This is a genomic window from Streptomyces sp. AA4 (assembly GCF_000158875.1).
Lineage (GTDB): Bacteria > Actinomycetota > Actinomycetes > Mycobacteriales > Pseudonocardiaceae > Amycolatopsis.
In genome coordinates this window covers 6,689,404-6,701,688 of the sequence record NZ_GG657746.1, presented here as the reverse complement: position 1 = coordinate 6,701,688, position 12,285 = coordinate 6,689,404, and the positions used below count along the sequence as shown (strand labels likewise).

Genomic DNA, 12,285 nt, shown 5'->3' with positions numbered 1-12,285 from the left:
GCAGCAGAACCTCGTTTCCGCAGTTGCGCGGTGACCGGGCCGGCGCCGGAATCCCGACGACGTCCGCGAGGATTCGCCCGGAGGCAGGCCCGTTCCCGGCTTCAGCGCGTTCCAGCAGGGCACCCGGCGGGCCCGCGAGGCCGATCCCGGGCACGACAACAGGTACGGAGATCGCGACTGATGGCGAACAACGGCGTCAACGAGCTCGACTGGCTGCTCGACGACCTCGTGCAGCGGGTCGCCGGAGCGGACCGCGCGGTGGTGCTGTCCGCGGACGGGTTGCTGATCGGCCGGTCGGGCAATCTGTCCGAGGCGGACGCGGAGCACCTGTCCGCGGTCGCGTCGGCGTTCCAGAGCCTCGCCCGCGGCACCGGACGGCATTTCGGCGGCGGCAACGTGCGGCAGACGATGGTCGAGATGGACCACGCGTTCCTGTTCGTCACCGCGGCCGGACGGGGCGCCTGCCTCGCGCTGCTGGCCGGGGTCGACGCGGACATGGGCCTCGTCGCCTACGAGATGAACCTGATGGTCAAGCGGGTCGGCGCGGTGCTCACCGCGGCGCCGCGGGCCGGAGCGGTCCAGCGGACCTCGCCATGACGGAGCGGGGCCGCGAATCCTGGTACGAGGACGAGGCCGGTCCGCTGGTGCGGTCCTATGCGGTCACCGGCGGGCGGACCCGGTCCGACACCCGCGGGCTCGACCTCATCACGCTCGTCGTCGCGCTGCGCGCCGCGAGCGAGACGCCCGGCCTCGAACCGGAGTACTCGCGCATTCTTTCCCTGTGCCAGCGCCCGGTTTCGGTCGCCGAGGTGGCCGCGCGGGTCGACCTTCCGCTGCCGGTGGTGAAGGTGCTGCTGAGCGATTTGATAGAGCGCAATCTCGTGCTGTTCCGCACCGCGACGCCGGTGACCGACGCCCCCAGCCCCCACGTACTCCAGGCGGTTCTCGATGGCATCCGGAAACTCTGAGCCCCGCCGGTCGCTCACCGCGCAAGCGGTGAAGGTGCTCGTCGCGGGCGGCTTCGGGGTTGGCAAGACGACGCTGGTCGGTTCGGTCAGCGAGGTGCCGCCGCTGCGCACCGAAGAGGTGATCACCGCCGCGTCCGAGGGCGTGGACGACCTCTCCGGCGTCGAGGGCAAGACCACCACGACGGTCGCGCTCGACTTCGGCCGGATCACCATCAACCCCGAGCTGATCCTGTACTTGTTCGGCACGCCGGGGCAGGACCGGTTCTGGTTCATGTGGGACGAACTGGCCGAGGGCGCGCTCGGCGCAGTGGTGCTCGCGGACACCCGGCGGCTCGAATCCTGTTTCCCCGCGGTGGATTTCTTCGAACAGCGCGGGTTGCCGTTCGTGGTCGGGGTGAACTGCTTCGACGACGCTTACCGGTATGGCACTGAGGAAGTCCGCGGGGCGCTGGATCTGGATCCGCAGGTGCCGCTGCTGCTGTGTGATGCGCGGGAGCGGGACTCGACCAAGCAGGTGCTGACTGTGCTGATGGAACACGCGTTGGGGCGGGCGATGCTCGTGAGCGGCAACCCCGGGTAGGTTTCCCGGGATTGCCGCTCTCTGCGGGTGTTTCAGCGACGGCGCAGCTGGTCCAGCGAGGCCGCGCCCGGGCCGACCACCGCGATGGTGAGGAAGATCCAGGCGTAGAGGGCGGCGGGTTCGCCCATGTTGTGCAGGGGGAGCAGGCCTTCCGGGGCGTGCACGGTGAAGTAGGCGTAGGCCATGACGCCGGAAAGCACGGTCGCGGAGACGCGGGTGAAGAGTCCGGCGAAGACGAAGATCGCGCCGATGACCTCGATCAGGCTGGCCCAGTAGCCGGGCCATTGGCCGAAGGGGACCGCGCCGCCCGCGTTGTCGATGCCGCCGAAGAGGCCGAAGCCCATCAGGCCGTGGCAGAGGAAGAGGAAGGACACCACGGCGCGGAAGAGGGCCAGGACGGCGGGGCGGACTCGGTCTGCGAGGGGCTTCGTGGCGTCGGTCGTCGTCTGGGCGGTCTTGGGGGCGGTGGTGGTCATCTTGGGTCCCTCCCGGGTGGCTGTTGGGTGCCTTCTGCCTATGCGTCGAACTGGGTCGGCTTGGATCGACACAGTGCCGGGAAGTTTTTTCGGGGTGGTGTTTGGGCTGGTCAGCGGGGGCTGGCAGGGTGGGGGGATGGTGGTCAGGCGTAGTGCTGGGGTGTTGGTTTATCGGCGGGGCGCGGGGTGGGGTGGAGGTGTTGCTCGCGCATATGGGCGGGCCGTTTTGGGCCAAGAAGGACTTGGCGGCTTGGTCGTTGCCCAAGGGGGAGGTCGAGGACGGGGAGCCGGTTGAGGTGGCTGCTCGGCGGGAGTTCGCTGAAGAGCTGGGGGTTCCGGTTCCCGAGGGGGAATGGGTTTCGCTGGGGGAGGTTCGGCAGTCCGGGAAGGTCGTGACTGCTTGGGCGGTCGAGGGGGATCTTGATCCGGGTGCGGTGGTGCCTGGGGTGTTCGAGATGGAGTGGCCGCCTCGGTCTGGGCGGATGCAGGAGTTTCCTGAGGTGGATCGGGTGGAGTGGTTTTCTCTCGAGGTGGCTCGGGAGAAGCTGGTCAAGGGGCAGCGGGGGTTTTTGGATCGGCTGGAGGGGTTGTGAGTCGGCGGCTTCGTATCGGGGTGTGGGTGCTGCTACTCGCTGAAACGTTGCAGCAGTGTGCTTAGCGTGGTGGTGGTGAAGGAGGGGAGGACTAGGTCTGCTTTGGCGAAGTCCAATTGTGCAGTGATGGGGTTGGGGACTGCGATGGTGGGGATTCCGGCTGCTTTTGCTGCGCTGACGCCGTGCGGGGAGTCTTCGAACGCCAGGGCTTCTTCTGCGGTTACGCCTAGGGTGTGCAGGGCTGCCAGGTAGGTGTCTGGGGCTGGCTTTGGGGTGTGGCGGTCGCCGGTTTCTACTGCGGTGAAGTGATGGGCCAGTCCTAGGCGGTCTAGTTGGCCGTGAACCCAGGTGGCGGAGGAGCTGGAGGCGACGCCTAGTGCCAGGCCGCGTTGGGCGGCTTCGTCTAGGTAGTCGAGTACGCCTTCGCGTGGGCCGTCTTCGGCTAGGAGTTCGTGTACCCGGGCGCGCATTGCGGGGCGCAGCGTTTCCGGGTCGACGTCTTCTACTTCTTCGGCTAGCAGTTTGAACATCGTCGCTGCGGTGTTCTGGGTGCCGATGACGGTGTGCCAGACGTCCAGGGGCAGTTCGACTCCGTGGCCGGCGAACATTTCTTGCCAGGAGCGCAGTACCGCTGCCTCGGTGTCGGCCAGGGTGCCGTCGAAGTCGAAGATCAATGCTCGCGTGGCCACGTTCGCAGCTTGCCTCACCGGGGTGGCGGCGGGGGTCAGTTCGTGGCGAAGAACTCCGCCAGGACCGGGGCGAGTGCGGCGGTTTTCACCAGGTGGGTCTGGCCGGGCAGGGTGCGGTAGGCGGCGTGCGGAAGCTGGGCCGCGGCCGCTGCGACGCCGTTGCGCATCCACTCGGGACTCTTGCTGCCGTCGAGGATGAGGGTGGGGGCGGTGATTCCGGACCAGCGGCCGTCGGGGAGCGGGCGGCCGGCCTGGTTGTCGTCCATGACCTGGGCGTCGTAGGCCAGGGTGTGGGCCACGCGCTTCATGCGCGGCCACGCGGGCATCAGGCGCATCATCGCGACCATCAGCGCGGGCAGTCCGACGCCTTCGACCATGAACGTCTTGATCGCGTCGCCCGGTTTTCCGGCGGCGATGGCGGCTTCGAGCTTCGCCTGGTAATCGGCCGGGACGCGTTTGCGGGTGTGGTCGACGACGAACGGCGGTTCGTACACCGCGACCTTCTTGACCGGCACGCCGCGGTGGGCGGCTTCCAGCACGAGGGCGGCACCGGACGAGATGCCGTACAGGCTGATCTCCCCGCCCGCTTCCTTGGCCAGCGCGGCGATGTCCTCGATCTCGCGCTCGACGTCGTACGGGGCGGTGTCGCCGCTTTCGCCTCTGCCTCGGCGGTCGAACGTGTAGACGGTGAAGCGGTCGGAGAGGGCTTTGGCGAGATCGTCGTTCGGGGTCGAGGTGCGGTAGCAGAGCGCGCCGTCGACGAGGACGAGTGCGGGGCCGGAGCCGATGCGGGAGTAGGCGATCTGGGTGCCGTCGGCGGACGTGACGGTGGGCATGGGTTCCTCCTCGGAGCGGGTGCCGTTGGGGAGAACTTTCGCATCCGATGGTTCAAGTTGTCAAGACAAAAAAAGTAGTCGGCGGGATCTGCTGGTGCGGAGAGGGGGCGGTGCTGGGGGTTCAGGCGCTGCGGAGGGTCAGCAGGGCGATCTCGTTCGGGGCGAACACCCGGAAGGGCGGGCCCCAGAAACCGGAGCCGCGGCTGTTGTACAGCTGGGTCGGGCCGTGCCGGGTGAGGCCGGACAGGGTCGGCTGGTCCAGGCGCACGAGGAGGTGGAACGGCCAGATCTGGCCGCCGTGGGTGTGGCCGGAGATCTGCAGGTCGACGTTCTCCTCGCGGGCCTGCGCGACCTGTTTCGGCTGGTGGGCGAGCAGGACCACGGGGACGTCCGGGTCCGCGCCGTCGAGGGCGGCGGCCAGGTCGGGGCCGTGGCCGGGCAGGCCGGAGGCGGCTCCGGTGGGGTCGTCGATGCCGGCGAAGAGCAGGCGGGCGCCGTCGCGTTCGAGGAGGGTCGAGCGGTTGTGCAGGGTGTCCCAGCCGAGGCTGGCCAGGTGGTCCAGCCAGGCCTGCGCCTCGCCGAAGTATTCGTGGTTGCCGGTGATGTAGAACCGGCCGAGCGGGGCCTGCACGCCGCCGAGCGGGTCGACCTGCTTGCGTCGTTTGGCGACCGAACCGTCGGCGAGGTCCCCGGCGTGGCAGACGACGTCGGGCTGCAGCCGGTTCAATTCCGCGACCAGGCGCTCGGACCAGCGGGTGCGGTCGAGCGGGCCGTAATGGGTGTCGGTGATGACCGCGACGCGCAGCCCGTCGAGCCCCGGGCCGAGCTTCGGCAGCACGACGTCGACCGCCTTCACCGGCGGCACCCGCATGGCGATCCGGTTCCCGCTGACGAGCAGCACCGCCGCGACGGCGAGCGTGACCCCGGCCGCGATCCTCGGCCGCGCGGGATCGTCCACTCCGGACACCAGGAGGACCAGCCGCAGCCCGTGCGTGAGGACGCTCCAGGTGAACAGCACCCAGACCGTGCCGAGCAGGACGTCCCCGACCCGCGCGGCGGCGTCGCTCTGCTTAGGACCGTGCCCGAGCACCATGAGCACCGGGAAACTCAGCGCGGCTGCGGCGAAAACGACCGTGCCCGCGACGGTGGCCGCGACCGGCCAGTCCGGCAGCAGCACGAGCACCGACCACGGCTCCCCGAACAACAAGAGCACCGCGGCGACCACGAAGGCAGCCCGACGAACTCCGACCACGGTTCTCTTCCCTTCGCGCTGGTGCTACCCAGCGTAGCCGCATCTGGGGAGTGGGGCCGGAGCGTGAGCGGGCCGCGAGTGTGACGCGAGTGGGTTGGGGTGCGGGGAATCGTGCCGGGGCGGCGGCCGGAGGTGCGCGCGGGTCTGGCGGGGTGGGTTCGGGAGTGGGGCGGAGAGGGCTGGTGTGGTGCGGCGGGCGCAGAGCTGCGGCCCGCGCGTCTGGCCGCCGCGGAGTTTCGGGAGCGGGCGGCGAGGTTGGCGCGGGGCGCGCGTCTGACCGGGGGAGCGGCGGACGCAGGGCGCAAACCGCGCCTGGCCCCGGTGAAGTTCCCGGAGCGGCCGCAACCGTGTTGCGGCGACTCGATAAAACGGGCACGGTCTCCAGGGCACAGCCCGGATTCACCGTGCGTCGCTCAGGATTCTCCCCGCCCCGCGCGCCAGCTGGCGACCGTTTCCTCCACGTCCAGCGGACGGGCCCGCAACGCCGGACCGTTCTGGGGCAGCGCGTGGGCCTTGCGGATGCGGGCGTTCAGGTCCTCGACGATTTCCCGCACCTTGGCTTCCGAACGGACCTTCGCCAATTTCCCCGGCAGGTCTTGGATTTCCCTCGGCAACGCGAGCGACGGCGGCAGGAACGCGGCCACGTCGAGGTCGCCTTCGCGGGCGCGGCGGATCGCCCAGTCGGTCGCGGCGTCGCGGCCGCTCGGGGGCGGCAGCGGTTTTCCCGCGCCAGGAAGGTCTTCGAAGTCGCCGCGGGCTTCGGCGGCGGCGATCTGCCGGTCGACCCAGGTGCCGTACGACACGCCCGGTGGTTTGCGTTCCGTCACCGGAACCACCTCCCTCGCTGCCCAGCGTAGCGGCCAGTCCGCCGGTGCGGAGGGGACGAAGGTCCTGAAACGCCAGGTAAGATCCCACGCTGACCGTACGAGGCCGGGAGGGGACGCGATGACCGTCGAGCACGAGGGCGACGGTCCCGAGGCCGCGCGCGAGGAGGTGGCGCGCACGCTCGCGCTGCTGTGGCGCGACTGTGCGGGAGCCCCGGAACCGTCCGCCCGCGGCAGGCGGCCGACGCTCACGATCGAGCGGATCGTCGCGGCGGCCATCGCGGTCGCCGACGCCGAGGGGCTCGTCGCGACGTCCATGCACCGCGTCGCGAAGGAACTCGGGGCGGGCACGATGACGCTCTACACCTACGTTCCCGGCAAGACCGAGCTGATCGACCTGATGGTCGACACCGTTCTCCGCGAACGGAATCTCCCTGGCCCCGGCGAACCGCGGCCGGACGACTGGCGGGCGCAGGTGCGGGTTTACGCCGACCGCACGCGCGACATCTACCGCCGGCATCCGTGGCTGCGGGAGCGGTCCCGGGTCCGGCCCGCCCTCGGTCCCGGACAGCTGGCCGGGCAGGAATATCTTCTGTCCATTATGGAGAGTCTGGGCCTGCCCGCCCGCGAGGTCGCCGCGGCGGCCTCCGCGGTCGCGGGCTATGTGGACGCGAACGCGGCGGCCGAGGCGGAGAGCGTCCACTTGGAACGGACCACCGGACAGTCCAATGAGGCTTGGTGGGGACAGCGTTCTTCGTTCTGGTACACGTATTTCGACGTCGAATCCCATCCGGCGATGAACCGGACGTGGCTCGCTGGCGGGTTCGAAAAGCCTTCCGCGGAGCAGGCGTCGGACGCGTCGGAGTTCGGCTTGGACCGGCTTCTCGACGGGATCGCCGCTCGGATCGATCAGGTCGGCAAGTAGCGCGCCGCCGGGAAGATTGACCTGGACCGAATCCGGGATACGCCGGGATAATGCGCGAATGTCGTCACTCGTGGCTTTCGCGGCCTTGTCCGTGGTGTTGGTGATCATTCCCGGCCCGGCGGTCATGCTGATCCTCAAGAGCGCGGTCGCCCGCGGCCGCGCCCCGGCCCTGCTGACCGCGCTGGGAGTGCTGGCCGCCGACCTGGTGTGGGCGGGCGCGTCGGTCGCCGGACTGACCGCGCTGCTGGTGTCCTCGCAGGTGGCGTTCGACGTGGTCCGGTACCTGGGCGCCGCTTACCTGATCTTCCTCGGCATCAAACTCCTGGTGACCCGCTCCTCGGCGGCTCCCGCCGGACCCGACGTGGCGGCGTTGAGCACCGGCCGGCCCCGCAGCGGGTGGCGCGCGTTCCGGGAAGGACTTCTCAGCGATCTGTCCAACCCCAAGACCGTCATCGTCTTCACCAGCGTCATTCCGCAGTTCCTCCACCACGGCGCGCGACCGGCCGACACTCTGGTCCTCGGCGCGGCGTTCGCGGTGATCGGATTCCTCTCCCTGACCAGCTACGCCCTGGTCTTCAGCGCCGCGGCCAAGATGCTCCGCAACGCACGGGCGATCCGCGTGATTCTCCGCGCCGGCGGCGCGATCCTGGCGGCGTTCGGCGTCGGTCTCGCCGTCGAGCGTCCCGCTGGGTGAACAGAAAGTCAGGAACCCCCGAGCGCGAACCGGATTCCGGTCGCTTCCTCGGAAAGCTCCCACAACCGACGGCCTCGCGCCGGATCCCGGGAAGCGCCGACCACCGTCCCCAACCGCGGGCGGCCCACCGCGCCGAACGCCGGGCCGTAGCAGGAACCGCCGGTAGCAGCGGGATCGACCGCGGCCCGGACTGCTGGCCACGCGCCGCGGTCCTTCCCGTGCGTAAAGGGCGCGAGGAAGCGCATCACCGGCACTGGCTGGGTGATTCCCGGCCGGGCAGGGCTGGTCCGCTCGAGGCTGAACCCGGGATGTGCGAGGACCGACCGCACCGGCGAACCCGCGGCACGCAAGCGTCGGTCGAGTTCCATCGCGAACGACTGCACCGCGTGCTTCGACAGCGCATACGCGCGGAAGTCCGAGTACTTGCGCGAACTCTGCAGATCGTCGAGGTCGTACGGATACATCCGGGTGATCAAGCTGCCCATCACCACCACCCGCGCGGACGACGCGGTCAGCACCGGCATCGCTAGCGCGGTCAGGGCGAAGTGGCCGAAGTGATTGGTCCCGACCGCCAGTTCCAGGCCCTGTTTCGTGGTCCGGCGCACCGGGCCGGGGCCGGTGATGCCCGCGTTCTCGATCAACGCGTCCACGCGGTCCAGACGGCCGAGCGCCTCGACGGCGGCCGGGACGGAATCCAGGTCGGCGAGGTCCAGCGGGATCGTGCTCAGCGAAGCCGAGCCGACGCGCGTGCGGACCATCTCGACGGCCGTGCGCAGTCGCGCCGGGTCTCGGCCCAGCAGGGCGACGTGGGCTCCGGCGGCGGCCAGCTGTTCGGTGATGAAGTAGCCGATCCCGGCATTGCCGCCGGTCACCGCGTAGCACCGGCCAGCGAGATCAGGCAGGTGCCCGGGATTCCACGCCACGATCGCTCCCCCGTAGTCCGGTTACCGACCGGACTATACGAACGCCGCCGTCAGTGCGTCGGCGCGGGCTGCGTGGTGGTGCTGGAAGTCGTGGTGGAGCTGGACGTGGTCGGGTTCGCCGGGGCGGAGGTGGACGGCGAAGTGCTGGTCGTCGGCGTCGGGCTGGTCGACGTGGTGCTCGCCGGGGTGGAAGGCGTGGTCGGCGCCGAGCTGGTCGGCTTCGCCGGGGTCGAGCTGCTGCTCGGCGCGGTGCTGCTGCCGGGAAGCTGCGTCGGGGTGCCGGGCTGCTGGCTCGGCGGGGCGGGAGTGACCGGCGGCGGCGCGGGCGGGGCGGCGTCGCCTGCCGGGCTGCCCGCGGCGGCTTCGACCGCGCCGGGCCCGGGCGGGGCTCCGATCGGGACCTGGCTGTCCGGCAGCTTCGAAACGCCGTTGCGGTAGCCGTACGCGTAGGCCATCACAGTGTCCACATAGGACTGCGAGTTGTTGTACCGGCGCACCGCGAGGCGCTGGTTGGCGTCGCTGGAGAGGTCCAGACCGCCGGAGCACAGGTAGCGCGCGGTGGCGAGCGTTTCGTCGTAGACGTTGTTCGGGTCGGAGATGCCGTCGCCGTTGCCGTCGGAGGCGTAGGACGCCCAGGTCGACGGGATGAACTGGGTCGCGCCGACCGCGCGGTCCCACACCGGGTCGCCGTCGTAGCGGCCGTGGTCGGTGTCGCGGATCGCGGCGAATCCGCCGGAGCCGTCGAGGACCGGGCCGAGAATGCGTTCGAGGGTGTTGCCCCTGGCGTCGACGTAGCCGCCGCGGGCGTGGTTCGACTCGACCCGCCCGATGGCCGCGATCAGCGCCCAGTCGACGTGGCAGCCGGGCTGTTCGCGGGCCATGATGTCGGCCGCGTTGCGGTAGGCGCGCAGCATGCTCTCCGGGATGCCCAGCGGACCGGCGGTGGTCGCCGAACCGGGGCCGTTCGGGTAGCCGGGAACGCCGAGGGCCTGCGGGACCGGCGGCTGCGGGAGGCTGCCGTCCACGCCGATCGGCGGGAGCGTGATGCCCGGCGGCAGACCGGGGACGCCGGGCGCGGCCTGGGCGGCCGACGGCGGCTCAGCGGCGCGCAACGCCACCGGGATGCCGGACGACGTCACCGTCGGCAGCACCACGAGCGCGCCTCCGGCGAGGGCGGCGAAAGCCCGGCTCCGGGCGTTCCTTCCCTCCAGGCGGCGTCTGGCCATGCGTGTCTCCCCGTTCGGTTGCCGGTCTGCGGCCAAGCTAGCGGATCAATCCGCGCTTCGGTGAGGGGTCGGCGGATTTCTGTCCTTTCCGGCCAACTTTCGTTCGTCTGGCATAAAACCTTCGACGGGTTCCGGTCATCGGGGCTTAACCGGGATTTCGCGGATTAGGCCGAATGGAGCAATCCATTCGTCGGGTCCACTGTGGACCGCGGGCGGGATTACGCCGCCGGGCCGAACCGTTTGCGGTATTCGGACGGCGACAGGCCGGTGTGCCTGCGCAATTGCAGCCGGAGGTTCGCGCCGGTGCCGAGCCCGGCGCGCGCGGCGATGCGGTCCAGACCATGTTCGCCGCGTTCGATCAGCCGGCGGGCCAGCGTCACGCGTTCGGCGGTGAGCCAGGCGAGCGGCGTCGTGCCGAGTTCGGCGCGGAACCGGCGGTGCAGGGTGGCGGCGCTGGTCGACGCGCGGGCGGCGAGGTCGGTGACCGCGAGCGGCTGGTCGAGGTGCCGGCGGGCCCATTCCAGCACCGGCGCGAGCGAGGCGTCCGGGATCTCCGGCACCGGGCGTTCGACGAACTGCTGCTGGCCGCCTTCGCGGTGGCCGGTGAAAACGAGGCGGCGGCTGACCGCGTTGGCGATTTCCGCGCCGTGGTCGCGCTGGATCACGTACAGCGACAGATCGAGCGCCGCCGCGCTTCCGGCGGCAGTGAGAATTGTGCCGTCTTCGACGAAGAGGACGTCCGGCTCCAGCCGCACCCGCGGGTAGCGCGCGGTGAACGCCTCGGCCCACTGCCAGTGCGTGGTGGCCCGCCGGTCGTCCAGCACGCCGGCCTCGGCCAGGGTGAACGCTCCGGTGCAGAAGCTCATCAACCGCGCGCCCCGGGCGTCCGCCCGCTGGATCGCGGCGAGGATTTCCGGGTCGGCGGGGGTCTGCGGATCCGGCCGGTTCGGGACGATCACCGTGTCCGCGGCGTCGACCGCCTCGAGGCCGGCGACGTCGGCGAGCGTGAAGAAACCGAGGTGCATCCGGACCTGTCCGCCGGGCGCCGCGAGCGCGAAGTCGTACCACGGCCGCCGCAGTTCGGGACGGCGCAGGCCGAACAGTTCGGTCGCGACACCCATTTCGAACGGATTCGAGCCGTCGCCGACGATCATCACGACGCGGTGCGAGGATCCTTTCGACATATGCGATTCCTAGCACTCCCGGGCGCGCGAGGCCAGGCCCAAGATCGAACTATGACAACTCAGCCCCTCGACCTGCGGGCCGTGCTCGCCGGCTTCGACGCCCCGTGGAGTCCCCGGATCGTCGCCAACGTCAACGACTACGACATCCGTCTCGCCCGGTTCTCCGGCGAGCACGTGTGGCACAAGCACGACAACACCGACGAGTTCTTCCTCGTCCTCGACGGCAGCATCGAGATCGGCCTGCGCGAACCGGACGGCGAGCGGACCGTGACGCTGACCCGCGAACAGGCGTTCGTGGTCCCGCGCGGCACGTTCCACAAGCCGTCGTCGAAGGAGGGCGCGGTGGTGCTGCTCGTGGAGCCCGCCGGGACGCTTTCGGTCGGCGACGAGCACGAAGAAGTGCCCGACACTGTGGACGTGACCGTCGGGCATCGCGTCTGACCTGCTGGGTTGCACTGTGGGACGGCGTACCCTCGCGGTCATGAAACGCACTTCCTTCGCGCAGTGGCCGTGCTCGATCGCCCGGACCATGGACCTGCTCGGGGACTGGTGGACGCCGCTGGTGCTGCGGGACGCGTTCTACGGCGTCCGCCGCTTCGACGAGTTCCAGCAGGCCCTCGGCATCGCGCGCAACACCCTCGCCGACCGGCTGCGCAGGCTGGTCGACGAGGGTCTGCTGGAAAAGCGTGCCTACCAGGCCGAACCGGTGCGCTACGACTACGTGCTCACCGAGAAGGGGCGCGATTTCTGGAGCGTGCTGGCCGCGATGACGGCCTGGGGCGACCGGTGGCTGGCCACCGAGGCGGGCCCGCCGATCGTGCTGCACCACGAAACGTGCGGGCACGACACGACCGCGACCGTCGTGTGCGCGGATTGCGGCGAGCCGCTGTCCGCCGAAGACACCCGGATGCGGCGCGGGCCGGGCTTTCCGGAGCGTCTCGCGCAGCGCCCGGACGTCCAGGCGAGGTTCGCGCCCCAGGAGTAGCGGTCCGTGAAGGACTCCTTGAGGGAATCAGATTCCCTCAAGGAGTCCTTCACGGCTTTTGGCCCGGGGCGATTGACACCGTCAGTCTCGTTACGCAACTATGCTGGTCGAGACGCTAGCGGAGGAGGAA

15 protein-coding genes and 1 pseudogene are annotated in these 12,285 nt (G+C 70.2%); 8 read left to right on the top strand and 8 right to left on the bottom strand.

The genetic code is table 11. The features are described 5' to 3' along the window. Window positions 1–180: 180 nt before the first annotated feature. Genes SSMG_RS30390 through SSMG_RS30380 form a run of 3 tightly spaced genes read left to right on the top strand, consistent with a single transcriptional unit; the run spans window position 181 to window position 1,548 of the window. The gene (locus SSMG_RS30390; protein ID WP_009082431.1) at window positions 181–597 is read left to right on the top strand and encodes a roadblock/LC7 domain-containing protein; all 417 of its coding nucleotides are present in this window, start codon (window positions 181–183) and stop codon (window positions 595–597) included. After that, window positions 594–968, top strand: a complete 375-nt coding sequence (locus SSMG_RS30385) for a DUF742 domain-containing protein (RefSeq protein ID WP_009082430.1) — start codon at window positions 594–596, stop codon at window positions 966–968. The genes SSMG_RS30390 and SSMG_RS30385 overlap by 4 nt, the downstream gene beginning before the upstream one ends. Further along, window positions 949–1,548, top strand: coding sequence for an ATP/GTP-binding protein (locus SSMG_RS30380; RefSeq protein WP_009082429.1), 600 nt, complete (start codon window positions 949–951; stop codon window positions 1,546–1,548). Before SSMG_RS30385 ends, SSMG_RS30380 begins: the two co-directional genes overlap by 20 nt. Before the next feature lie 32 nt (window positions 1,549–1,580). Here SSMG_RS30380 and SSMG_RS30375 read toward each other — a convergent pair whose 3' ends face one another. Beyond that, a complete protein-coding gene (locus tag SSMG_RS30375) occupies window positions 1,581–2,024 on the bottom strand; it encodes a DoxX family protein (protein ID WP_009082428.1) in 444 nt (147 codons plus the stop codon). 136 nt (window positions 2,025–2,160) lie between these two features. Here SSMG_RS30375 and SSMG_RS30370 point away from each other — a divergent pair. Continuing rightward, window positions 2,161–2,617: pseudogene (locus SSMG_RS30370) on the top strand (NUDIX domain-containing protein). A 32-nt stretch (window positions 2,618–2,649) separates the two neighbouring features. Here SSMG_RS30370 and SSMG_RS30365 read toward each other — a convergent pair. From SSMG_RS30365 to SSMG_RS30350, 4 genes are all read right to left on the bottom strand, one after another. After that, window positions 2,650–3,306, bottom strand: a complete 657-nt coding sequence (locus tag SSMG_RS30365) for an HAD family phosphatase (protein WP_009082426.1) — start codon at window positions 3,304–3,306, stop codon at window positions 2,650–2,652. Between the two features lie 35 nt (window positions 3,307–3,341). After that, window positions 3,342–4,142 carry an alpha/beta fold hydrolase gene (locus SSMG_RS30360; protein WP_009082425.1) on the bottom strand — a complete coding sequence of 267 codons (801 nt, stop codon included), beginning with the start codon at window positions 4,140–4,142 and terminating at the stop codon, window positions 3,342–3,344. A 121-nt stretch (window positions 4,143–4,263) separates the two neighbouring features. After that, window positions 4,264–5,355: a metallophosphoesterase gene (locus SSMG_RS30355; protein ID WP_286157078.1), complete on the bottom strand. Its 1,092-nt coding sequence runs from the start codon at window positions 5,353–5,355 to the stop codon at window positions 4,264–4,266. A gap of 452 nt (window positions 5,356–5,807) precedes the next feature. Then, window positions 5,808–6,221, bottom strand: a complete 414-nt coding sequence (locus SSMG_RS30350; RefSeq protein ID WP_009082419.1) for a DUF1992 domain-containing protein — start codon at window positions 6,219–6,221, stop codon at window positions 5,808–5,810. A 118-nt stretch (window positions 6,222–6,339) separates the two neighbouring features. On the opposite strand from SSMG_RS30350, the gene SSMG_RS30345 reads away from it, so the two are divergent. Together SSMG_RS30345 and SSMG_RS30340 are read left to right on the top strand one after the other, a co-directional pair. Beyond that, the gene (locus tag SSMG_RS30345; RefSeq protein WP_037715327.1) at window positions 6,340–7,143 is read left to right on the top strand and encodes a TetR/AcrR family transcriptional regulator; all 804 of its coding nucleotides are present in this window, start codon (window positions 6,340–6,342) and stop codon (window positions 7,141–7,143) included. 58 nt (window positions 7,144–7,201) lie between these two features. Beyond that, the gene (locus SSMG_RS30340; protein ID WP_009082417.1) at window positions 7,202–7,837 is read left to right on the top strand and encodes a LysE family translocator; all 636 of its coding nucleotides are present in this window, start codon (window positions 7,202–7,204) and stop codon (window positions 7,835–7,837) included. Between the two features lie 8 nt (window positions 7,838–7,845). Here the strand turns inward: SSMG_RS30340 and SSMG_RS30335 are convergent, their stop codons facing one another. The 3 genes from SSMG_RS30335 to SSMG_RS30325 form a co-directional block, all read right to left on the bottom strand. Further along, window positions 7,846–8,760: an SDR family NAD(P)-dependent oxidoreductase gene (locus SSMG_RS30335; RefSeq protein ID WP_009082416.1), complete on the bottom strand. Its 915-nt coding sequence runs from the start codon at window positions 8,758–8,760 to the stop codon at window positions 7,846–7,848. A gap of 50 nt (window positions 8,761–8,810) precedes the next feature. Continuing rightward, on the bottom strand, window positions 8,811–9,986 hold the full coding sequence (locus SSMG_RS30330; RefSeq protein ID WP_009082414.1) for a lytic transglycosylase domain-containing protein: 1,176 nt from the start codon (window positions 9,984–9,986) through the stop codon (window positions 8,811–8,813). Window positions 9,987–10,204: 218 nt separating this feature from the next. Then, window positions 10,205–11,170 carry a helix-turn-helix domain-containing protein gene (locus tag SSMG_RS30325; RefSeq protein WP_009082413.1) on the bottom strand — a complete coding sequence of 322 codons (966 nt, stop codon included), beginning with the start codon at window positions 11,168–11,170 and terminating at the stop codon, window positions 10,205–10,207. 51 nt (window positions 11,171–11,221) lie between these two features. Between SSMG_RS30325 and SSMG_RS30320 the strand changes: the two genes are divergently transcribed. Beyond that, window positions 11,222–11,611, top strand: coding sequence for a cupin domain-containing protein (locus SSMG_RS30320; RefSeq protein WP_009082411.1), 390 nt, complete (start codon window positions 11,222–11,224; stop codon window positions 11,609–11,611). A gap of 40 nt (window positions 11,612–11,651) precedes the next feature. Continuing rightward, window positions 11,652–12,155, top strand: coding sequence for a helix-turn-helix domain-containing protein (locus SSMG_RS30315; protein WP_037715325.1), 504 nt, complete (start codon window positions 11,652–11,654; stop codon window positions 12,153–12,155). Window positions 12,156–12,285 lie beyond the last annotated feature (130 nt).

Coding starts and splice junctions, on each gene's coding strand:
- SSMG_RS30390 (WP_009082431.1), top strand. CDS start 181: ATGGCGAACAACGGCGTCAACGAGCTCGACTGGCTGCTCGACGACCTC.
- SSMG_RS30385 (WP_009082430.1), top strand. CDS start 594: ATGACGGAGCGGGGCCGCGAATCCTGGTACGAGGACGAGGCCGGTCCG.
- SSMG_RS30380 (WP_009082429.1), top strand. CDS start 949: ATGGCATCCGGAAACTCTGAGCCCCGCCGGTCGCTCACCGCGCAAGCG.
- SSMG_RS30375 (WP_009082428.1), bottom strand. CDS start 2,024: ATGACCACCACCGCCCCCAAGACCGCCCAGACGACGACCGACGCCACG.
- SSMG_RS30360 (WP_009082425.1), bottom strand. CDS start 4,142: ATGCCCACCGTCACGTCCGCCGACGGCACCCAGATCGCCTACTCCCGC.
- SSMG_RS30345 (WP_037715327.1), top strand. CDS start 6,340: ATGACCGTCGAGCACGAGGGCGACGGTCCCGAGGCCGCGCGCGAGGAG.
- SSMG_RS30340 (WP_009082417.1), top strand. CDS start 7,202: ATGTCGTCACTCGTGGCTTTCGCGGCCTTGTCCGTGGTGTTGGTGATC.
- SSMG_RS30330 (WP_009082414.1), bottom strand. CDS start 9,986: ATGGCCAGACGCCGCCTGGAGGGAAGGAACGCCCGGAGCCGGGCTTTC.
- SSMG_RS30325 (WP_009082413.1), bottom strand. CDS start 11,170: ATGTCGAAAGGATCCTCGCACCGCGTCGTGATGATCGTCGGCGACGGC.
- SSMG_RS30320 (WP_009082411.1), top strand. CDS start 11,222: ATGACAACTCAGCCCCTCGACCTGCGGGCCGTGCTCGCCGGCTTCGAC.
- SSMG_RS30315 (WP_037715325.1), top strand. CDS start 11,652: ATGAAACGCACTTCCTTCGCGCAGTGGCCGTGCTCGATCGCCCGGACC.